Consider the following 21,172-nt stretch of genomic DNA (forward strand, 5'->3'; position numbering starts at 1 on the left):
GGGCCTGATGGCCTCGGTCGCCCTGAGCCGTACCGAGGTCGAACGGCTGCTGGCGGAAGAGGACGTGCGGGGGGGTGACCGTCGCGGTCGTCGCATCGCCGGAGAACACCGTCATCGGCGGGGACGCCGACCGTATCCGCCGTCTCGCCGAGGAGTGGGACGCCCGCGGCGTGGGAATCCGCGTGATCGAGGTGGACGTCGCCTCGCACACCGCCCACATGGACCCGATCCTGCCCGACCTCGCCGACGCGCTCGGCGACGTCACCGGCAGGCAGCCGACAGCGGTCTTCTACAGCACCGTCACCGACGACCCGCGCGAGCACGCCGCCTTCGACGCCGCCTACTGGTCGGACAACCTCCGCCGGGTGGTGCGCTTCGCCGACGCGGTGCGGGCCGCGGCCGAGGACGGTCACCGGCTGTTCGTGGAGATCGGCCCCCATCCGGTGCTGGCCGGTCCGGTGCAGGCCACGCTCGCCGCGCACGGCCACACCGACACCGCGGTCGTGCCGTCCCTGCTGCGCGACACCGACGACGCGCTGGCGTTCCACACCCACGTGGCGGCGCTGCACTGCGCCGGGCACCCGCTGGACTGGGCCGGCCGCTACGGAGACGGCGCCCTGGCCGACGTACCGCCGACCACCTGGGAGCGCACGCGGTACGTCGTCGATCCGTCCCCGCTGCGGCAGTCGTCCGGGGCTCACTCCTCGCCCGCCGCGCACCCGCTCACCGGACCGCACACCGCGGACCCCGACGGCGAGGGCCGCCACCTGTGGCAGACCCGCATCACCCCGACGACGCTGCCCTGGCTGGACGCGCACCGCGTCGACGACGTCGTCGTGGTGCCCGGTGCCGCCCTGTGCGAAATGGCCGTCGCCGCCGCCGCCGACCTGTACGCCACCGGCCCGGAACGCCTGCGGGTCACCGGCATCGACCTGGAACGGCTGCTGCTGCCGGCGTCCGACGGCACTTCCGTCACCGCCACCGCCGAGACGGCCGGCCCCGGCACGGCGCGCTGGCGGGTGGTCAGTACGGCTTCCGACGGTACGTCCGTCCAGCACGCCCAGGCGGGCCTGCACCTCCTGCCCGAAGGCGGGCCCCTCCCGCAGGGATGTGATCCGCAGCACCTGCTGGCGGAGTTCCCCCATGCCGTGGACGCGTCGGCCATCTACCGCCAGCTGCGGGAGGAGCGCGGCGTGCACCACGGCCCGCCGTTCCTCGGCCTGCAGGCCCTGTACGCGGACGGGACACCGGCGGACCGTGCGGGCACCCGCCTCCTGGCCCGTCTTCGGGTACCCGACGGAGGCCGGGCGGGGGCGCAGGCGCTCCACTGCCATCCCGTCGCGCTGGACACCTGCCTGCAGGCCGTCGGGGGCGCCGTACTGCGCACCGGCGCCGTGCCCGCCGGCGGCATCCTGCCCCGGCGCATCGAGGCGCTGCGGCTGTACGGAGCGGTCCCGCTCAGCGGCTACTGCCTGGTCACACTCCGGCTGTTGGACGGCGACCGGTACACGGCGGACTTCCGGCTGTGGGCCGACGACGGGGCCGTGGTCGCCGACGCCACCGGGGTGGAGTTCCGCCACGTACCCGCCGAGAGCGCCGAGGAGCGCTTCGCCAGCCGTCTGCTCCGGGGGTCCTGGGAGCCCTGCGAGCGCCCAGCCCCGCAACCGGCGACCGGTAGCTGGATCCTCTTGGCGGAACCGGGGCGCGAGACGTACGCGACCGAGCTGGGCGAGGCCCTGGCGGATCGGGGCGTGGCGGTGGACGTCCGTACACTCACCCCGGCGGACGGCACCGCGCCTGTCATGCCGGCGCCGCAGGCGGTGGTGTACCTGCCGGCGTCCGGGGGTGCGTCGCCCGATCGCCGGGCCCGGGAGCAGGTCGCCCGCCTGGTGGAAACGGCCCGCGCGCTGGCGCAGACCGCGGACGGCGAAGCGGCGCCGCGTCTGTGGACCGTCACCGCCGCCGCGCAACAGGTCACACCCGAGGACCGGCCGGACCTGGGACAAGCCGGTCTGCGCGGGCTGGTACGGGTCCTGAGCTACGAGCACCCCGAACTGCGGCCCAGCGTCCTGGACATCGACCCGCGGACACCGGTCATGGACGTGGCCGCCGAGCTGCTGTCCTGCCCCGCCGAGCAGGACGAGATCGCCTACCGGCACGGGACACGTCACCTGGCGCGGCTGCGCAACGCCCCGCTGGACGAGCGGGAGCGCCGCCGGACCACCGTCGACCGCGCCCGCGCCCGGGTGGCCCTGCACCTCGCGCGCCCCGGTGACCTGGACTCCTTCGAGCTCGTCGCCCAGTCCCGCCGCCGGCCCGGGCCGGGCGAGGTGGAGGTCCGGACCGACGCCACCAGCGTCAACTTCATCAACGTGCTCCAGGCCATGGGCGTCTACCAGCGATTCAGCGCGGGTGAGGAGCGCCCGGACGTCTGCGCGTTCGACGGCGCGGGCGTCATCACCGCCGTCGGCGACGGCGTCCGGGACGTACGGGAGGGCGACCGGGTCGCCGCGATGTTCGTGGAGGGGGCCCAGTCCGCCGTCATGTCCTCCTTCGCGACCGTACGCGCCGACTGCCTCCTCCCGGTGCCGGACGGGGTGAGCACGCAGGACGCGGCCGGCCTCCCGTGCGCCTACCTGACCGCCTGGTACGCCCTGCGGCACCTGGCCCGGCTCCGGCGCGGGGAGAAGGTGCTCATCCACTCGGCGAGCGGCGGCACCGGTCTGGCCGCGCTGAACCTGGCGCGGGCCTGCGGCGCGGAAGTGCTGGCCACCGCGGGCAGCGAGGCCAAGCGGGCGTACCTGCGTGGCCTGGGCGTCCGGCACGTCATGGACTCCCGGACCCTGGACTTCGCCGACCAGGTGCGCGACCTCACCGGCGGCCGCGGCGTCGACGTCGTACTCAACTCCCTCACCGGTCCCGCCCAGTCCGCCGGTCTCGACCTGCTGGCGCACCGGGGCCGGTTCCTCGAACTCGGCAAGCGGGACATCTACGCCAACACCCGTCTGGGTCTGCTGCCCTTCCGCCGCAACGTCACCTTCGCCGGCGTCGACGTGCTGATGATGATGCAGCAGGACCCGGAACTGCTCGCCGAGGGCTACCGCGACCTGACCGGCATGCTCGCGGACGGCACCCTTCCGCTGCTGCCCGTCACCGAACACCCCGTCACCGAGGCGGCCTCGGCCTTCCACACCATGGCCTCCGCCCGGCACACCGGCAAACTCGTCCTCACCTGGCCCGCCGAGGGCACCGACACCCTGCCCGTGCGACCGGAGGACGTCCCCGTCGTACGGCCCGACGCGAGCTACCTGGTCACCGGCGGGCTCGGCGGACTGGGGCTCCTGGTCGCCCGGTGGCTGGCCGAACGAGGCGCCGCGGCCGTCGTGCTCACCTCCCGCGGCGCCCCCACCCCGGCCACCCGAACCGCCCTCGACGCCATCACCGCCGGCTTCGGCACCCGCGTCGAGGTCGTGCGCGGGGACCTCGCCGAGCCGGGCGTCGCCGACACCCTCGTACGGGCCGCCCTGGACACGGGCCACCCGCTGCGCGGCGTCGTCCACGCCGCGGCCGTCGTCGAGGACGCCACCGTCGCCAACCTCTCGCCCGCCCTCCTGGAGAAGGTCTGGCGCCCCAAGGCGACCGGTGCCTGGTTGCTCCACCACGCCACGGGCGGCCAGGTGCTGGACTGGTGGGTCACCTTCTCCTCCGCCGCCTCCCTCCTCGGCAACCCCGGGCAGGGCGCCTACGCGGCCGCCAACGCCTGGCTGGACGAGTTCACCTCCTGGCGCCGGGCCCAGGGGCTGCCGGCCACCTGCGTCAACTGGGGGCCGTGGGCGGAAGTGGGCCGCGGCGCCGGGATGGCGGAACGCGGCTACGCCATGATCACGCCTGCGGAGGGCATCGCCGCCCTGGAGCGCATCCTCGCCCACGACCGCGACCGCACCGCTTACACGCCCGTCGACCTGGCGCGGTGGCTGGAGTCCTGCCCCGCCACCGCCCGCACCGCCTTCTTCGCCGAACTGGCCGCTTCGGCAGCGGGCGCGGACTCCGCCGGCACTCGCAGTGCCCTGCTGGAATCCCTGCGGGAGACGGACTGTCCCCAGCAGCGTCAGCGGATCCTCCAGCCCCAGGTCGTCGAGCACATCGCCGCGGTGCTGCGGCTGGGAACCGACCGGTTCGACGCCAACACGTCCCTGGTCACCCTCGGCCTGGACTCGCTCATGGCCATCGCCCTGCGCAACCGCCTGCAACGCGAACTGACCCTCGACATCCCGACCACGGTGATGTGGACCCACCCGACGGCCTCCGCGCTCACCCGCTACCTCCTGGCCCGCCTCGACCCCGAACAGCGCCAGGACGCCGCGCGTCCCGGGACGGAACCGGCCGCCGCCTCGTCGGCCGTCCCCAGCTGACGATCCCCCACCCGCCCAGTTCCGCCCGAAGCTAGGTGACCTTCGTATGCCCCCTCCCTCACCTCCTCCTCCCGCCCCCATCCGCACGCCCGGCAGCACCTGGGACGTGATCGTCATCGGCGCCGGACCGGCCGGCGCCACCGCCGCCCGCGTCGCCGCCGAGAACGGCTGTGAGACGCTGCTGCTGGAGCGCGCCGCCATCCCCCGCTACAAGACCTGCGGCGGCGGCCTCATCGGAGCGTCCCTCGCCGCCCTGCCTCCCGGCCTGCCGCTGAAGGTCTACGACACCGCCCGGCAGTTCACCTTCGCCCTCAACGGCCGCGGAGAACGCACGCTCGCCTCCGGTTCCCCGACCATCGCCATGGTCTACCGCAGCGAACTCGACGCGGCGCTGACCGAAGCCGCCGCGGCGGCGGGAGCGACGGTCCGGGACAGCACCGCGCTGTCCGCCCTGGAGCAACAGGGCGACACCGTCACGGTGACGACCAACCGCGGTGACACGCTCCGCGCCCGGGCCGTCGTCGGCGCCGACGGCAGCGCCGGCAGAGTCGCCCGGTACGTGGGAGTGCGGTGCGCCCAGGTCGACCTCGCCCTGGAGGCGGAAGTGCCCGTCGACGAACGGACGGCCGACCGATGGCGGGGCCGTGTCCTGATGGAGTGGGGTCCGCTGCCGGGCTCCTTCGGCTGGGTCTTCCCCAAAGGGGACGTCTGCACCGCCGGGGTGGTGGCCGCCCGTGGCAACCCCGCCGCCCTGCGCGCCTACAAGGACGACTTCCTCGCACGCCACGGACTTCTCGGCCCCCGCCCCCTCCACGACACCGGCCACCTGACCCGGTGCCGCCGCCCCGACTCCCCCCTGGCCCGCGGGCGCGTGCTCGTCGCCGGTGACGCCGCCGCTCTCGTCGACCACTGGTCCCGGGAAGGCATCTCCTACGCGCTGCGCTCAGGAGACCTCGCGGGTCACGCCGCCGCCCGTCTCGTCACCGCCGCCGGCGAGGCGGAGGCGAACACCGCCGCCGGCGAGGCGGAGGCGAACACCGCCGCCGGCCACTACGGACGGCAGGTCGACGACGTCCTCGGCGTCGAAATGCGCGCCAGCGGCACGCTGATGAACCTCTTCACCCGCAACCCCGGCCTCGTCCACACCGCCCTGACCCGCCTGCCTCCGGCATGGCGCCGTCTCGACGCCTACATCGCCGGCCGCACCAGCGTCGCCGGGATCATGACCACACCGATCGCGCGCGCCGCCGCCGCGCTGGGAACCCGACTTCCGCCCCGGCCTGCCACCACACTCGGGCCACTCCCGGACCAACACGCCACCAGGCCACCCGCAGCGACCTCCTGCCCATAGCGCACTGTGCCGCACGGGCGCTGCGGCCGGCCGGCTGCCGCTCCCGCGACAACATCCGCCACAGCCGCTCCCTCCCCGCGACACTGAGCGACGCGAAGCCGGCCACGGCACTCGAGAACGACCGACTCACACCGCCGGCCGGGCACCACACTCGGCCCGGCCACACGGATGGGTGACTCCGCTCGGTGCGCGGCCAAGACCGAAGCCAGGAGAGCTTCCTTGATCCGCCGCGCATGTGCCGTGGCCCTCGTGCTCACGACGACGATCGCTCCCGCGGTGGCGGCCCAACCGGACGTCGCCGCGGAACCATCCGACGGAAGCTCGGGTCGCGCGGATCGCCGCACTCACCGACGCCGGCGTTCCCGTCGCCGCCCTGGCCTGCCACGGCTGCGGCCAAGTCCGTCCGCTCACCGCCCCGGGTCGCCGTTTACGGCCGCGTCGCGGCAGAGCCGGCGTGGCGGAATGGACGGGCCCGATTGCGGCGTGGTGCGCGGCGGTCCGCCCTCCGGGCACGGAACGAGGGTGTTCACGTCTCTCCGGCCGATCACCGTGAAAGGAAGACTCACCATCGTGGGCACGGGCGGGGTCAGCCAAGAGCGGAGCTCGTAAGGTCGAGCACCAGCCGGTTCCCCCAGTCATTGGTGAACACCGTGCTCGTACCCTCGTAGTGCACTCCGACGAACGGGTTGGAGTGGAACATCACGGCGACCCACTGCAACGAGCGGTCGGTGTTGAGACGGGCGAGGTAGCCGATGTTGCCCATCCCGCCGCCCCCGCCGGACATCCACCCTGCTCCATCCGGTAGCGGGCTCTCGAAGTAGGTGTCCACCCCGTCGACGCCGTGCTCCTCAATGGCCTGGGCCACATCGAATGGTCCTCCGATACGGAAGGGGACCGGCTGACCAGCATCAGGGTGGTACGCCCCCGGACCCTCGACATGCAACTCCAAGCCAGTGTCGTCCGCCCGGTACAGCCCGTCGTGAAACGGCATCTCCCCGGCCTTCCAGACTCCTTCGACCATTCCCGTAGCCCATCCCACCGTCAACCATTAAGAGTCAGTTCCGAAGTCTGGCTGCACGCAAGAAAGAGGGTGTTCAAGATCCGGTTGTGACAACCGACCTGAGCACCCTCTTGACCGCACTCTACGTGAAGATCGACGACGAGATCCGAGGAACCCGGTGCGTCGGCGGACCACCGCTACAACAAGCGGCTGCGGGCAGCGCTCCCACTGGTCAAGCGGGCCATCCGGCTCCTCGCCGCGGACACCGCCTTCTGTTCGACAATTTTCGGGATCGACCAGCGGCTGGGCGCGTTCGCGCATCGAGTGCCTTTCCGGCACGTGGCCGTGGGACCGAGACCTTGCGGCAGGTGTGTGGCCCGACATGCCAGGGGAAGCCTGTGAGGCGATGCGTATGTGATGCGTATGTGAGGGGACTCTGTGGCGGACGTCGACGTCGTGGTTGTGGGCGCGGGGGTGCTGGGCAGGTCGATCGCGTACGCGCTGGCGTGTGCCGAGCCGGAGCTGCGGATCGTGGTGTCGGGGCAGCGCGGTCCCGGCGCCTCGGAGGCAGCCGGCGCCATGCTCGGAGTGTTGGGCGAGGTGACGGCGTCCGGTCTGCGGACCCGGCACGGTGAACTGCGCCTGACGATGGCTGTGGAAGCCGCCGCTCGATGGCCCGCCTGGCGCGAGGGCATACGGGAACGGGCCGGGGCCGCAGCGCCGGCGGACGGGTACGGGGCGGGGACGTACATCCTGGTGAACGCGGCGTCCGGACCGCTGGACGAGTCGGCGCTCGAGGCCATGCGTGTGGCCGGCGCCCGCTACGGGCTCCCCGTCGAGGAAAGCGCCGCCTCTGCCATCCCTGCGTACCGGCCGCTGGTCAACGACCGGGCGCTGCGGGCCGTCTTCCTGCCCCAGGAAAGGTTCCTGGACGCACGGCGCTGGCTGCAGGCTCTGGACGCGGCGCTCCGGGCGCTGCCGAACGTGCACCACACCGGGGCCGGCCGGCTTCGCGCCCTGGGTAGCGCGTACGAACTCATCACCCGCAAGGGTAAGTTCAGGGCGAGCCGGGTGGTCGTGGCGGCCGGTGCGTGGTCCGGCGCACTCCTGGACCGTGTCGACCCGGAACTGCCCGTCCTGCCGGTGGTCGCGGCCGAAGGCACCGCCGTCGCCCTCCGCCCCACCGGCCCCGTGCCCCCGGTGGTGTTACGCACGCCCAACCGCGCGTACGCCTGCGGGCTCCACGCCGTCCCACAGGCCGACGGCACCTGGTACCTCGGTGCCTCCGCAGCACCGGTCCTTCGGCCCGGCGACGCACCGACCGCCGGTGCGCTGCGCTTCCTCCTCGACGCGAGTCTCGGCCAACTGCACCACGGTCTGACGGGCGCCAGGATCGACCGGGTCCACCACGGCAACCGCCCGGTGGGACTCGACGGACACCCGCTCCTGGGGAACGCGGGGCGCCCGGGCCTGTGGGTGGCCACCGGCACGCACCGCGACGGCCTGCACGCCTCCCCGCTGATCGCCCAGGAGCTCGCCACCGAGATCCTCCACGGCACCCCGAGCCCCTGGCTCGTCCCCTGGCAGCCAGGCCGGAAGCCGATCGCCGACCGGACGGCCGCCGACGCCATCGAGGAGGCAGCGGCTCATCACGCCGCCCTCGCTGCCGAGTCCCGCATGCGCCCGCCCCTCACCGGCGACTGGCCCGGCCTGCTCACCGACGCCTACCGGCAGCTCATGGAGCAGACGTACGCACGCATGCCGGACGGCTACGTCCTCCCCCCAGAACTCGCGCCGCTCGGCTACGAACACGGACCCGCACTCGCGAAACTCGTCCAGAGCCACCTCGACCGCCTGGCGGTCCGGGAAAGCCCCGGCCGGTGAACGCCTCCCGAGCCAGCCGGCTCTCCTGACAGAGCGGTGCCTTCTCGGCCGGCCGGAGTATGCCTCTCACCAGCGGTGCCACCGCCTCAAGGCGGACACGGTCGCACCAGGGTCGCCCGAGGAACAGCAGGCCCACTACGAGGCGGGCGCGTGCTGGGCAAGCCCCCGGTCGGCAAGCGTCTGACGCGTTACGAGATCACCGGTCACTACTTCTACGTCCTCGCCGACGGCGCCGCCGTCGGCACCTACATCCATCTGGCCCGGGCCGAGATACTTGCCGCCACTGCGGCACTCAGCCAGGGCAGGCCGCTGCTGTGGCTCGTCCACCAGGGCCGCTGCCTGGAGGCGAAGTGCCTCGTCGGCGTGGTCGTCGCCACCGATGATGAACACCTCACCGGCACCGACCGGGTCGCGGAGTGCCTCCCCGCTTCCCCCTGGGCCCGAAAACCCAAGCGTCACACGCGTATCCAACGTCGGCGTGTCGGCCACCAGTGGATCGGTGGGCGTCCGGGCCGAACGAGGATCCGTGGGCCCTACATGCGACGTCGAGCGCTCCATCTCGGGGTTTCGGCATCGTCTCAAACACGCGTGTTCGATATCGGGGTCCACGTCGTTGACCTCGGTGTCGTCACGCACACGCACAGAGATCAGGGATGGAGGACCGCAGTTGAGCACAGCGGGCACACGCGAGTCCAAGCAGGACGCCAAAGTTCCTCATTGGCCGCCGGCGAAGACCCAGGGCGAGCCGGTGAACCGCTCACCGGCCGAGAAACGCCGGAGCTCGCCCCGGCCGAGGTGCTGCTCGAAGGGTCGGACTGTGGTGAGCCTGCCTCCGCGAGCCGGCCGGCGAACCGCCACCGGCCCCATTCGGCCGCCACGCCTTTGCATCCCCGCTGCGGCGCCCTGTCCTGGACGCTGACCGACTCCTCGCACACCGGTACGGGGGCGACCGGCGAGCTTGACCCGCTCTTCAAGAAAGGCGACAGCCATGCACACTGATCCCGCCACGGCCACCAGCACCGCCGTGATCCTCACCAACAGCCGCGGACAGTACCTGCTGCACCTGCGGGATGCGAACAAGCCGATCTGCGATCCGGGCACATGGTCGCTGATCGGGGGAGGTCCCGAGGGACAGGAGACGCCGGACGAGGCGATCGTCCGCGAGCTCCACGAGGAGGCCGGACTCGTCATCCCCGGCCTGGCGCTCTTCACCACGGTGGGTGCCTCGGGCCCCCACGTCACCGAGGGCCGGATCCAGGTCTACGAGGGCCGGTGGGACGGCGACGCCGACCGGTTGCCCGTCACCGAAGGCATCATGTTCCGCTGGTTCGACGTGGACACCATGGCCCACCTCTCCATGTGCCCATGGGCGTACGAGGCGATCCTCGCCCACCATGCGAAGAACCCCCTCTCCGCGATCTCGCCGGTACCCGAGCAGCGGCCCGGGGCATCGCAGGGCGGCGCGGGGGCCGTGAGGAACGTGATCGGCGCCCACCTCTATCTGGAGCGCGACGGACGCACCCTGCTCGGACTGCGCCATCCCGACGTCGCGTTCGCCGCCGAGGAATGGCACGCGCTCGCCGGACATGTCGAGAGGGAGTCGGTCCGCTCCTGCCTGGTAAGGGAGGCCGCCGAGGAGGCGGGCCTCGTCATCAGACCGGAGGACTTGGACCTGGTGCACACCGTCCACCTTCGCGACGACGCAGGCACCGAGCCCCGCATCCAGCTCTTCTTCCGGGCGACGGCGTGGTGCGGAGAGCCGGAGGTACGCGAACCGGACCGGTGCGTCCGCTGGGAGTGGTGGCCGCTCGACGGCCTGCCGGAGCCGATGGTGCCCTACACCCGTACGGCCATCAACGGTATCCGCGCCGGCCGCTCGTACTCCGAGATGGGATGGACGTGAACGTCGAACCGCCTGCCGTGCCCACCCGCTCCGACGAACCGTGCAGCGGCCCAGACCCCTCGGGCGAGGCGCTGTTCGGTACGGCGGCCGGCGAGTGTGCCCGCTACCGCCCAGGCATGCCGGACGCCGCCGTCCGCCTGCTCGACGCCGCCCTGCCCGGAGTGCCCGCGCCGGTCCTGTCGGACCCAGGAACCGGCACCGGCCAGGTGCCGCTCGCGCTGCTGCCCGCCGTGCCACGCCTGACGCACGTGGACCTCGTCCTCGACCGGGCGATGAACGAGCTGGAACCGCTTCTCAAAAAATGCACCGTCTCCGCGTACGCCGGCGAGGCCCACACCTTCGCCCCCCGGAAGCCGGAGCGGCGCCCTGGCCTGGTCACCTGCTGCCGGGCGTTCCACTGGATGGACCGCCCAGGGGTCCTGGCCATGGCCGACCGGGTGACCTCGCCGCACGCCGCTGTTGTGATCACGGGCGACGGGAGCCTCTGGACCCGCGACGCCGAGTGGACCATCGCGTTGCGCGAGCTGATCCAGACCCACCTCGGTCCCGGCCGCCATGCGGGCACCCGCGGCACCTACATCGAGCCCGACCGCACCTACGAGGACGACCTCACCGCCTCGGCGTTCAGCGACGTGAGCAAGCACCGCTTCCCCATCGCCCACGCCTGGACACCCGACCGCGTCGTCGGCCATCTCCGCAACACGAGCTTCGCCCTGCCCCACCTCTTCGCCGACCGGCATAAGGCATTCGAGGCAGAGGCCCGCCAACTGCTCGACACGTACGACCGCGGCGGGACACTGCGTGAAGAAGCGGTGTTCACCGTCCTGTTGGCCCGCCGGCCCAAGGCCGCGTCGTGAGCGCCCCGCAGCGGCACCGGGAGCCGGTCGACGTCCATCTGATCCTGCGCCGTGACGGCGCCGCCGGCCCCGAGGTCCTGCTGTCCCGCCGCGCCGGGGGCGTCTACGCCTCGGGCATGTGGCACCTGCCCTCCGGACACCTCGACGGCCCGCACGAGGACGTCATCACCGCGCTGATCCGCGAGGCGTACGAGGAGACCGGCGTCGTCATCGACCCGGCGGAGGTCCGCTTCGCGGTCACCGTGCACCACCGCAGCCCCGGTGGCGGGGCCAGGACCGGGATGTTCTTCGAGGTCCGCACCTGGCAGGGTACCCCCGGCATCCGGGAGGCGGCCGTCTGTGACGCGATGGGCTGGTTCGGCTTCGACGCTCTGCCGGAGCCGATGGTCGCCTACTGCCGGGCCGGCCTGGACACTTACCGGGCCGGCCGGGTGATGGCCGTGCACTTCCAGCAGCCCGGCGACCCGATCGCCTACGACCCGGCCCTCGACCGGTGCCACCCCGTCCCCGCCGCCGGCACCGTCGGGCCGGATTCTTCGGTACGGGAGTTCACCGAGCGGGCTGTCGGGCGCATCACCAACTGGACGGACGTCTCCTGGGCGCGCGAGGGCAGCCGGGTGTGGCGAGCTCGCGCCGAGGACGGGGTGTGGTTCGTCAAGGTCCACCAGAACGCGCGCTTCCACCAGCGGGAGGTATCCGCGTACCGCAGCTGGGTCCCGGACCTGGGTGCAGCCGCGCCCCGCCTGGTGGCCGCGGACGGCGCACTGCGAGCCGTCGTCATCACCGCGGTACCCGGCCGCTCCCTGCACGGCACCGTCCACCCGCCCGCAGAACAGCGGCGGATCTTCCATCGCATCGGGCAGCTCGCGGCGTCGATCCACCGCAGCGTCCCGGCCCGGCCGGCCACCGGCGACACCCTGCCCCTGGGGAAGTGGGAGCGGCACCTCGACGCCGCTCGCCCTCACCTCGCTCGCGAAGACGAGGAGTTCATCCGGGCGATGGCGGCGAAGGGCACAGGGTTGCCGGCCCTGGAGACAGGGCCCACGCACGGCGACTTCCAGCTACGGAATCTGCGCTGGGACGAGGCCACCGGAACCCTGTACGTGATCGACTTCGAGCGCAGTGAAGAAGGCCCGGCCGTGCGGGACTTCGTGCGCCTGTCCGACGCCTGGGCCGGTCGGCCGGACCTGTATGAGGCCGTGATGGACGGCTACGGCCGCCCGTTCACGCCGGGCGAGGAGGACCACCTCGCCGTTCTGGCCGTACTGGACGCCCTCTCCGCCATCCAGTACGGCGCCGCCCGCGGCGACCCGGAACTCGTCGAACGCGGCCACCGCACCCTGGGCCGCCTCCGCACCACGGGCCGCCCGTGACCAGCACATCGTCCACCGCATCACACCAGTTGAGGGGCAGCACCGTGGGATACACCCGCCGCAAGGAGTGGCAGCAGCACTACGCCGACGGAAAGAGCTTTCGGCAGCTGGGCGAGGCCGAGCGAGCCCTGCTCGCCGAACACGCCCCCGCCCCGGACGGTGGCGGGCAGGCCCTCGACGTGGGTTGCGGCACCGGGGAACTGGCCGCCTACCTTGTGTCCCTCGGCTACGTGGTGGACGCCATCGACTTCGCCGCCAGCGCGACGGCGACCCCGAAGAAGATCACCAGGGCGACGATGTTCTTCGGGTCGGCGATCGTGATCCGGGGTCACTTCTCGAAGCGGTATCCCATGCCCGGCACGGTGATGAGGTGCCGGGGGTGGGAGGGGTCGCTCTCGAGTTTGCGTCTGAGCTGGGCCATGTAGACACGCAGATAGTTCGTCTGCGTGCCGTAGGAGGGGCCCCAGACCTCCTGGAGCAACTGCTTCTGGGTGGTCAGCCGGTCCTGGTTGCGGATCAGCACCTCCAGCAGATGCCACTCGGTCGGGGTGAGGCGTACGTCGTGTCCGCCGCGCCTGACCTTCTTGGCCAGCAGGTCGACGGTGAAGTCCCCGGCGGTGACGATCGCCACATCGTCGGCGGCGGGCCCCGCGGTGTCGTGCCGGCGCACGGCGGCCCGGAGGCGGGCGAGCAGCTCGTCCATGCTGAAGGGCTTGGTGATGTAGTCGTCGGCGCCCGCGTCGAGCGCCTCGACCTTCTCGTCGGAGGTGCTGCGGGCGGACACGACCAGGATCGGCACCCGGGACCAGCCGCGCAGGCCGCTGATCACGTCGATGCCGTCCATGTCCGGCAGCCCGAGGTCCAGCAGGACGACGTCCGGGGGCGCGGCGGCGGCGAGCCGCAGGGCCGTCGCCCCGTCGGGCGCGGCGTCCACCTCGTACGTGCGTGCCTTGAGGTTGATGACGAGCGCCCGCACGAGCTGCGGTTCGTCCTCGACCACCAGCACCCGGGTCATCGGCATGCCGCCTTTCTCGATGTACGGGAACGACCGTGCGGCCATGGGCGGGGCCGGGCGGCTCCCGCCCGTGGCGCGGTCACTTCCGGGTGAGTTCCTTCAGGGCGATGTTCAGCTTCAGGACGTTGACCCGGGGCTCGCCCATGAAGCCCAGGATGCGCTCCTCGGTGTGGTCGGCGACCAGTTGTTCCACCCGGGCGACGTCGAGGTTGTTGCGTTCGGCGACCCGGTGGGCCTGGAGCTTCGCGTACTGCGGTGAGATGTGGGGGTCCAGGCCGGAGCCGGAGGAGGTGACGGCGTCGGCGGGCACGTCCGATGGCTTGACCTTGTACGTCGCCGTGGAGTTGTCCCGTACGACGGCGGCCTTGGCGTCCTCGACCCACGTGATCAGCTCGGCGTTGTCACCGGAGCGGTTGGTCGCGCCGGAGAGGATCAGCTTGTACTGGGTGTTGACGGTGTTGGTCCCAAGGCCGTTGGACGGGCGTGGCTGGAACCACTTCAGGTCGGGGGACGGGGTCTCCTGACCGGCCTTCAGCGGCAGGTCGTAGCGTTGTCCGATGAGTTCGGAGCCGACGACCTTGCCGTCCCCGTCCGTGATCTCGGAGCCATTGGCCTGGTGGGGGAAGGCTGCCTGGGCGACGCCGGTGACGACCAGGGGGTAGATGACGCCGGTCACCAGCGTCAGGACGAGCAGGGCCCGAAGTCCGGCCCCAATGAGCCGCGCGGTGTTGTTCATGGTGGTCGTCAGCCGATTCCAGGGATGAGGGAGAGGAGCAGGTCGATGAGTTTGATGCCGATGAACGGGGCGACCAGGCCGCCGAGTCCGTAGATCCCGAGGTTGCGGCGCAGCATCCGGTCGGCGCTCATCGGTCGGTACTGGACGCCTTTGAGGGCGAGTGGTACGAGAGCGATGATGATCAGCGCGTTGAAGACGACCGCGGACAGTATCGCGGACTGCGGCGAGGCGAGGTCCATGATGTTGAGCTTGTCCAGGCCGGGGTGGGCGACAGCGAACATCGCCGGGATGATCGCGAAGTACTTCGCGACGTCGTTGGCGATGGAGAAGGTGGTCAAGGCGCCTCGGGTGATGAGGAGTTGCTTGCCGATCTCGACGATCTCGATGAGCTTGGTCGGGTTGGAGTCGAGGTCGACCATGTTCCCGGCCTCCTTGGCGGCGGAGGTGCCGGTGTTCATCGCCACGCCCACGTCGGCCTGAGCGAGCGCCGGGGCGTCGTTGGTGCCGTCACCGGTCATCGCGACGAGCTTGCCGCCCGCCTGCTCCCGCTTGATGAGCGCCATCTTGTCCTCGGGCGTGGCCTCGGCGAGGAAGTCGTCCACGCCGGCCTCGTCCGCGATGGCCTTGGCCGTCAGCGGATTGTCACCGGTGATCATGACGGTCTTGATGCCCATGCGGCGCAGCTCCTCGAACCGCTCCCGCATGCCCTCCTTGACGACGTCCTTCAGGTGGATGACGCCCAGAACGCGCGCGCCCTCGCCGTCCTCCACAGCCACCAGCAGCGGCGTGCCACCAGCTGCCGAAATCCGGTCCGTGAGTGCCTGCGCGTCCTCGGCGACACGTCCGCCCCGCTCCTTCACCCAGGCCACGACCGAACCGGTCGCGCCCTTGCGTACCTTGCGCCCGTCGATGTCCACACCCGACATACGGGTCTGGGCCGTGAAGGCCACCCACTCGGCGTGCTCCAACTCCCCCTGGTGGCGCTCGCGCAGGCCGTACTGCTCCTTGGCGAGGACGGCGACGGAGCGGCCCTCGGGGGTCTCGTCGGCCAGCGACGAGAGCTGAGAGGCGTCCGCCAGTTCAGCGGCTGTGGTCCCCTTGACGGGGACGAACTCGGCGGCTTGCCGGTTGCCGAGGGTGATGGTGCCGGTCTTGTCGAGCAGCAGGGTCGACACATCGCCGGCCGCCTCCACCGCCCGGCCCGACATGGCGAGGACGTTGCGCTGGACGAGACGGTCCATGCCCGCGATGCCGATCGCGGACAGCAGGGCGCCGATGGTGGTCGGGATCAGGCAGACCAGCAGGGCGATCAGCACGATCAACGTCTGCTCGGCGCCCGCGTAGGTGGCGAAAGGCTGGAGGGTGACCACCGCGAGCAGGAAGACGACCGTGAGGGAGGCGAGCAGGATGTTGAGCGCGATCTCGTTGGGCGTCTTCTGCCGGGCGGCGCCCTCGACGAGGTTGATCATTCGGTCGATGAAGGTCTCACCGGGCTTGGTGGTGATCTTGACGACGATCCGGTCGGAGAGGACCTTCGTTCCACCGGTGACTGCGCTGCGGTCGCCGCCGGACTCGCGGATGACCGGCGCCGACTCGCCGGTGATGGCCGACTCGTCGACCGACGCCACGCCCTCGACGACGTCCCCGTCGCCGGGGATGATGTCGCCGGCCTCGCATACGACCAGGTCACCGACGCGCAGGTTCGTGCCCGGCACCTGCTCCTCGGCCCCATCGGCCAGACGGCGGGCCACCGTGTCCGTCTTCGCCTTGCGCAGGGTGTCCGCCTGCGCCTTGCCCCGGCCCTCGGCCACCGCCTCCGCCAGGTTGGCGAAGATCGTGGTCAGCCACAGCCAGCCGGCGATGGCCCAGCCGAACCAGTCGGTCGGGTCGGTGAGCGCAAGGGCAGTGGTCAGCACCGAGCCGACCAGCACCACGAACATGACGGGGGACTTGATCATCACCCGTGGGTCGAGCTTCCGCAGGGCGTCCGGGAAGGACTTCACCAACTGCTGGGGGTCGAACAGGCCCCCTCCGACGTGCCCGCTCTCCGGCTTGTGACCAGTGGGCACGTCATGGTGCGGCGCCGGGGTCGCGGTGGCGGTGGGCATGGAGTCGTTCTTCTTTACGTCGATGGTCATGACGCCAGTCCTTCGGCCAGCGGACCCAGCGCGAGCGCCGGGAAGTAGGTCAGACCGGTGATGATCACGATGGTGCCGACAAGCAACCCGGTGAACAGCGGCTTTTCGGTGCGCAGGGTTCCGGCGGTCTTCGGTACGGGGGTCTGTTCGGCGAGCGAGCCGGCCAGCGCGAGGACGAACACCATCGGCACGAACCGGCCGAGCAGCATCGCCAGCCCGATGGTGGTGTTGAACCACGGGGTGTCGGCGTTCAGGCCGGCGAAGGCGGAGCCGTTGTTGTTGGCACCTGAGGTGTAGGCGTACAGGACCTCCGAGAAGCCGTGCGCGCCGCTGTTCGTCATCGAGTCGGCCGGTCCCGGCAGGGCCATGGCGGCGGCGGTGAAGCCGAGCACCAGCGCGGGGGTGACGAGGATGTAGCAGGCGGCGAGCTTGATCTCGCGGGTGGAGATCTTCTTGCCGAGGTACTCGGGGGTGCGGCCGACCATCAGGCCCGCGATGAACACCGCGATGATCGCCATGATCAGCATGCCGTACAGGCCCGAGCCGACACCGCCGGGCGCGATCTCGCCCAGCATCATGCCGAGCATGGTGATCCCGCCGCCGAGTCCGGTGTACGAGGAGTGGAAGGAGTCCACCGCGCCGGTCGAGGTGAGGGTGGTCGACACCGCGAAGATCGACGAGGCGCCGATCCCGAAGCGCGTCTCCTTGCCCTCCATCGCTCCGCCCGCGGCCTCGAACGCCGGGCCGTGCCCGGCGAGTTCCGTGGCCCACATCAGCAGCACGAAGCCGACCCAGATGGTCGCCATCGTGCCGAGGATCGCGTACCCCTGCCGGATGCTGCCGACCATCCGCCCGAAGGTGCGGGTCAGCGAGAAGGGGATAAGGAGGATCAGGAAAATCTCGAAGAGGTTGGTGAAGGCGTTGGGATTCTCGAAGGGGTGGGCTGAGTTGGCGTTGAAGTAACCGCCGCCGTTGGTACCCAGCTCCTTGATGACCTCCTGCGAGGCCACCGCACCGCCGTTCCACTGCTGCGAGCCGCCCATGCTGTGCCCGTTCAGGAATTGCCCGACCTCATGGATGCCGGCGAAGTTCTGGATGGCGCCGCAGGCCACCAGGACGAGCGCGCCGATGACGGCGAGGGGCAGGAGGACGCGGACGACACCCCGGACCAAGTCGGCCCAGAAGTTGCCCAGCTCACCGGTGCGGGAGCGGGCGAAGCCCCGTACGAGCGCCACCGCGACCGCCATGCCGACCGCGGCGGACACGAAGTTCTGCACGGCCAGGCCACCGGTCTGGACGACGTGGCCCATGGCCTGCTCGCCGTAGTACGACTGCCAGTTGGTGTTCGACACGAACGACGCGGCGGTGTTGAACGCCTGGTCCGGATCGATCGACCGGAAGCCCAGAGAACCGGGCAGGGAGCCCTGCACCCGCTGCAGCAGGAACAGGAAGAGCACGCTCACCGCCGAGAAGGCGAGGACGCCGCGCAGGTAGGCGGGCCAGCGCATTTCGACGGTGGGGTTGGCGCCGATGGCCCGGTAGATCCACTTCTCCACCCTCAGATGCCGGTCGGAGGAGTAGACCTTGGCCATGTGGTCGCCGAGCGGACGGTATGCCAGTGCCAGGGCGGCGATCAGCGCCAGCAGTTGGAGCACACCGGCGAGGAAGGGGCTCATGTCGGTGCTCAGAACCTCTCCGGCTTGACGAGGGCGAGGATCAGATAACCCAGCAGGGCGGCGGCCACGAGCAGGCCGACGACGTTCTCGGCAGTCACAGCTTCGCCACCCCCTTGGCGATGAGAGCCACCAGCGCGAACACCGCGACCGTGGTGACGACGAAGGCCACGTCGGCCATCGCGAACTCCTGAGAGATTCGTTGAAAGGTGAAAACGGACTCCCAGAGCAAAGCGCGATTTTGAGCCGCTGCGATCGTTCTTGACGGGGTCCTTACGACCTCTCACGGCCTTCTAACGGCTTTCTGACGTCGCGGACCGGACCGATCCCCTGGCGGTCTCTACTGCTTTTCGATCAGGAACGAGGCACTTTAACGTCGCGTTGACAACCGTTGCGCCTTTTCTGATGGAACATTGACGCCGCGCTGAAGTCTCCGTATGAGAGCCGCAAATACGGGGCGGCTCACGGGATGTGGCGCCCCGCCGGGATCTACAGTGCAACCGCGGCCGCCGGACGCGGATGTCCGCGGCAAGGTGCGCCTCCGGATCCACCCGTTCATCCGGTCGCGCTCGCGCCCTCCGGCGGCCGCCTCCCCGGCGGCCGAAGCACGCAGCAGGCGTACTCACCGCCAGGCCGCCGGACCACGCGCCGCCCCGCCGGCGCCGGGGCCCAGGCACCGGCGGGGCCCGGCGGCGGCTCCAGGGAACAGCCCACCCCTTGCCGACCCCCGCCAGCTCTCGGCGCTCGTCCACCCCCTCGGTCTTCACCTGGGTGATCAGCTGCTGGCTCTGGCTGACCGTCATCTCCGCCAACCTCGCCGAGGCCGTCGCCGAGGGGCGTGGCAAGGCCCAGGCGGAGCAGGCCGGCGCTGAACCCCGGGGCCACCCCTCCCGGGCGCGCCCGTGCGCCGGCTCGTGGCAGGCCGCCTGAGGTCAGTCGAGCCGGAAGCGGAGCCGGCAGATCACCGCGTCCGTGTCCCTACGGACCGCGTGGGAGACGATCGCGCCCCGCTGGTTCTGCAGCAGCCGCTGCCACAGGCGGGCCGGTTCCGCCTCCGGGATCAGGACCGTGATCCGGGCGTCTGGGTACGCGTGCGCCAGATGCCGTACGTACGCGGCGATGGGGCGGCCCAGACTGCGGCGCGCGGAGGACAGCCGTATCAGCTCGACGCCCGGGTCCCACAGCGCCCAGTCACGCTCCAGCGCCTCGCTCTGCGCGCGGTCGTCCGGGCCGGGGTGGCAGACCGTCACCGCACGGACGTCGTCGCCCAGGGAGACGGCGGCGGTGAGCGCCTCGGTGGTGAGGCGGGTGAGGGAGGAGACCGGGACGACGACCAAGGAGCGGCGGCGTTGCGGTGGGTCGGGGATACGGCCCAGACCGAGCCGCTCGCCGATCCTCCCGTACGCGCGGTGAACGCGCTCGAAGACGAGGACCAGCGCCGGCAGGGCGACGATGACGAGCCAGGCGCCGTCGTGGAACTTCGTGGCGGCGACGACGATCGCGCCGGCGCCGGTGAGCACGGCGCCCAGGCCATTGAGCGATGCCCGGCCTGCCCACTTCGGTCCTCGTACCCGGCGCCAGTGGATCACCATGCCGGTCTGGGCGATGGTGAATCCGACGAAGACACCGATCGCGAAGAGCGGGACGAGCGTGTTGGTGTCGCCACCGGAGAACACCAGCAGCAACGCGGAGACGACCGCCAGGGCGAGGACACCGTGACGGTGGACCTGGCGGTCGGCCTTGAGGGCGAAGACGTGCGGTACGTAGTTGTCCCGGGCCAGCAGGCCCAGGAGGACCGGCAGGCCGCCGAAGGAGGTGTTCGCGGACAGGGCCAGCAGCACCATGGTGGCGACCTGGACGACGTAGAAGCCGGCGTTGTGCCCGAGGGACGCGTCCGCCAGCTGGGCCAGCACGGTGACTCCTTCGACCGGCTGGAGCTCGAAGCGCGCGATGAGGACCGACAGCCCGATCAGCATGAGGCCCAGCAGCGCGCCGAGCGCGACCTCGGCGTGCTGGGCACGGCGTACGGCCGGGGCGCGGAAGGCGGGCACGGCGTTGGCGATCGCCTCGACGCCGGTCAGCGCCGAGCACCCCGACGCGAACGCCTTCAGCAGGAGCAGCGCGCCCACCGTGGTGGCGTTGTCGGCGACGACGGACACATGGCTGGCTGCCGCCTCCGCCGACGCCGGGGCGTCCCGCGAGAACCCGACGATGGTGAGGGCGAGGATCGCGCCGATGAAGACGGCTGTCGGGACGATGAAGGCCCGCGCGGAATCGACGATCCCCCGCAGATTGACGACCGTGATGACGACCAGCACGGCAAGGCAGAGCGCCAGTCGGTCGTCGTACAGCCCGGGGAACGCGGAGGTCAGCGCGGCGACACCGGCGGTGACGGCCACGGCGACGTTCAGGACGTAGTCCAGGACCAGGGAAGCGGCGGCCACCAGGCTCGTACGACGGCCCAGGTGCGCCCGGGCGACGGCGTAACTGCCGCCGCCGTCGGGGAAGGCGGCGATGACCTGGCGGTACGAGGCGACCAGCAGGGCCAGGAGCGCGGCGATGAGGAGGGTGACCGGCACGGTGAAGCCGAGGCCGTGTCCGCCTGCCGTGGCGAGGACGAGCACGATCGCCTCGGGTCCGTACGCGACGGATGCCATGGCGTCGAGGGACAGTGCGGCCAGCCCGGTGACGGCGGTGAGTTTGTGGCGGGCGCCGGGATCGGGGGGCTCCTCTACGCCGGTTGCGGCGCCGTTTTCCGAGGTCAGAGTGGTCATGCGGATCAGCGTGCGGGCGCGAGCGCGGGGCCGGGAACGGCGCTGGCGAGTCCTTG

General features: G+C 71.4%; 17 protein-coding genes and 1 pseudogene. 10 read left to right on the forward strand and 8 right to left on the reverse strand.

Annotated features, from left to right (window positions below):
- Nucleotides 1–71: 71 nt before the first annotated feature.
- The 3 genes and pseudogenes from BKD26_RS05645 to BKD26_RS05650 all read left to right on the forward strand — a co-directional run.
- Nucleotides 72–3,827 (forward strand): annotated as a pseudogene (locus tag BKD26_RS05645) (SDR family NAD(P)-dependent oxidoreductase); the annotation flags it as partial.
- 51 nt (nt 3,828–3,878) lie between these two features.
- Nucleotides 3,879–4,412 (forward strand): acyl carrier protein, encoded by a 534-nt coding sequence (locus BKD26_RS41140; protein ID WP_241518567.1) that lies wholly within the window; start codon nt 3,879–3,881, stop codon nt 4,410–4,412.
- A 46-nt stretch (nt 4,413–4,458) separates the two neighbouring features.
- Nucleotides 4,459–5,763, forward strand: a complete 1,305-nt coding sequence (locus BKD26_RS05650) for a geranylgeranyl reductase family protein (protein WP_084896427.1) — start codon at nt 4,459–4,461, stop codon at nt 5,761–5,763.
- A gap of 586 nt (nt 5,764–6,349) precedes the next feature.
- On the opposite strand, the gene BKD26_RS41145 is transcribed toward BKD26_RS05650, so the two are convergent.
- Entirely contained in the window at nt 6,350–6,628 is a 279-nt protein-coding gene (locus BKD26_RS41145; RefSeq protein ID WP_241518553.1) for a hypothetical protein, read from the reverse strand.
- 573 nt (nt 6,629–7,201) lie between these two features.
- Here BKD26_RS41145 and BKD26_RS05660 point away from each other — a divergent pair.
- From BKD26_RS05660 to BKD26_RS42215, 6 genes are all read left to right on the forward strand, one after another.
- Entirely contained in the window at nt 7,202–8,647 is a 1,446-nt protein-coding gene (locus BKD26_RS05660; protein ID WP_084896431.1) for an FAD-dependent oxidoreductase, read from the forward strand.
- A 150-nt stretch (nt 8,648–8,797) separates the two neighbouring features.
- Nucleotides 8,798–9,646: a hypothetical protein gene (locus BKD26_RS41150; RefSeq protein WP_084896433.1), complete on the forward strand. Its 849-nt coding sequence runs from the start codon at nt 8,798–8,800 to the stop codon at nt 9,644–9,646.
- The gene (locus BKD26_RS05670) at nt 9,636–10,550 is read left to right on the forward strand and encodes an NUDIX domain-containing protein (protein ID WP_084896436.1); all 915 of its coding nucleotides are present in this window, start codon (nt 9,636–9,638) and stop codon (nt 10,548–10,550) included. Before BKD26_RS41150 ends, BKD26_RS05670 begins: the two co-directional genes overlap by 11 nt.
- The gene (locus BKD26_RS05675; protein ID WP_241518554.1) at nt 10,547–11,407 is read left to right on the forward strand and encodes a methyltransferase; all 861 of its coding nucleotides are present in this window, start codon (nt 10,547–10,549) and stop codon (nt 11,405–11,407) included. Before BKD26_RS05670 ends, BKD26_RS05675 begins: the two co-directional genes overlap by 4 nt.
- Complete coding sequence (locus tag BKD26_RS05680; RefSeq protein WP_084896440.1) at nt 11,404–12,780, forward strand: phosphotransferase; 1,377 nt, start codon at nt 11,404–11,406, stop codon at nt 12,778–12,780. Before BKD26_RS05675 ends, BKD26_RS05680 begins: the two co-directional genes overlap by 4 nt.
- A gap of 44 nt (nt 12,781–12,824) precedes the next feature.
- Nucleotides 12,825–13,205 carry a class I SAM-dependent methyltransferase gene (locus BKD26_RS42215; protein WP_179166431.1) on the forward strand — a complete coding sequence of 127 codons (381 nt, stop codon included), beginning with the start codon at nt 12,825–12,827 and terminating at the stop codon, nt 13,203–13,205.
- Here BKD26_RS42215 and BKD26_RS05690 read toward each other — a convergent pair.
- From BKD26_RS05690 to BKD26_RS41965, 6 genes are all read right to left on the reverse strand, one after another.
- Nucleotides 13,109–13,795, reverse strand: coding sequence for a response regulator (locus BKD26_RS05690; RefSeq protein ID WP_084896985.1), 687 nt, complete (start codon nt 13,793–13,795; stop codon nt 13,109–13,111). The genes BKD26_RS42215 and BKD26_RS05690 overlap by 97 nt on opposite strands.
- A 79-nt stretch (nt 13,796–13,874) precedes the next feature.
- Nucleotides 13,875–14,531 carry a potassium-transporting ATPase subunit C gene (locus BKD26_RS05695; protein ID WP_084896442.1) on the reverse strand — a complete coding sequence of 219 codons (657 nt, stop codon included), beginning with the start codon at nt 14,529–14,531 and terminating at the stop codon, nt 13,875–13,877.
- A gap of 8 nt (nt 14,532–14,539) precedes the next feature.
- Nucleotides 14,540–16,669 carry a potassium-transporting ATPase subunit KdpB gene (gene kdpB, locus BKD26_RS05700; RefSeq protein ID WP_084896444.1) on the reverse strand — a complete coding sequence of 710 codons (2,130 nt, stop codon included), beginning with the start codon at nt 16,667–16,669 and terminating at the stop codon, nt 14,540–14,542.
- Nucleotides 16,666–18,345, reverse strand: a complete 1,680-nt coding sequence (gene kdpA / locus BKD26_RS05705; protein WP_084896445.1) for a potassium-transporting ATPase subunit KdpA — start codon at nt 18,343–18,345, stop codon at nt 16,666–16,668. The genes kdpB and kdpA overlap by 4 nt, the downstream gene beginning before the upstream one ends.
- Before the next feature lie 8 nt (nt 18,346–18,353).
- Nucleotides 18,354–18,443, reverse strand: coding sequence for a K(+)-transporting ATPase subunit F (gene kdpF / locus BKD26_RS05710; protein ID WP_073755792.1), 90 nt, complete (start codon nt 18,441–18,443; stop codon nt 18,354–18,356).
- Nucleotides 18,440–18,574, reverse strand: coding sequence for a hypothetical protein (locus BKD26_RS41965; protein WP_277622350.1), 135 nt, complete (start codon nt 18,572–18,574; stop codon nt 18,440–18,442). Before BKD26_RS41965 ends, kdpF begins: the two co-directional genes overlap by 4 nt.
- A 485-nt stretch (nt 18,575–19,059) precedes the next feature.
- Between BKD26_RS41965 and BKD26_RS05715 the strand changes: the two genes are divergently transcribed.
- The gene (locus BKD26_RS05715; protein WP_084896447.1) at nt 19,060–19,272 is read left to right on the forward strand and encodes a hypothetical protein; all 213 of its coding nucleotides are present in this window, start codon (nt 19,060–19,062) and stop codon (nt 19,270–19,272) included.
- A 2-nt stretch (nt 19,273–19,274) separates the two neighbouring features.
- On the opposite strand, the gene BKD26_RS05720 is transcribed toward BKD26_RS05715, so the two are convergent.
- On the reverse strand, nt 19,275–21,116 hold the full coding sequence (locus BKD26_RS05720) for an APC family permease (protein ID WP_084896448.1): 1,842 nt from the start codon (nt 21,114–21,116) through the stop codon (nt 19,275–19,277).
- Nucleotides 21,117–21,172 lie beyond the last annotated feature (56 nt).

The sequence above is a fragment of the Streptomyces sp. CB03238 genome (assembly GCF_002099185.1).
Lineage (GTDB): Bacteria > Actinomycetota > Actinomycetes > Streptomycetales > Streptomycetaceae > Streptomyces.

Excerpts from the sequence above, each read along its gene's own strand:
- BKD26_RS41140 (WP_241518567.1), top strand. The coding sequence starts at position 3,879 with ATGATCACGCCTGCGGAGGGCATCGCCGCCCTGGAGCGCATCCTCGCC.
- BKD26_RS05650 (WP_084896427.1), top strand. The coding sequence starts at position 4,459 with ATGCCCCCTCCCTCACCTCCTCCTCCCGCCCCCATCCGCACGCCCGGC.
- BKD26_RS05670 (WP_084896436.1), top strand. The coding sequence starts at position 9,636 with ATGCACACTGATCCCGCCACGGCCACCAGCACCGCCGTGATCCTCACC.
- BKD26_RS05690 (WP_084896985.1), bottom strand. The coding sequence starts at position 13,795 with ATGACCCGGGTGCTGGTGGTCGAGGACGAACCGCAGCTCGTGCGGGCG.
- BKD26_RS05695 (WP_084896442.1), bottom strand. The coding sequence starts at position 14,531 with ATGAACAACACCGCGCGGCTCATTGGGGCCGGACTTCGGGCCCTGCTC.
- kdpB (WP_084896444.1), bottom strand. The coding sequence starts at position 16,669 with ATGACCATCGACGTAAAGAAGAACGACTCCATGCCCACCGCCACCGCG.
- kdpA (WP_084896445.1), bottom strand. The coding sequence starts at position 18,345 with ATGAGCCCCTTCCTCGCCGGTGTGCTCCAACTGCTGGCGCTGATCGCC.
- BKD26_RS05720 (WP_084896448.1), bottom strand. The coding sequence starts at position 21,116 with ATGACCACTCTGACCTCGGAAAACGGCGCCGCAACCGGCGTAGAGGAG.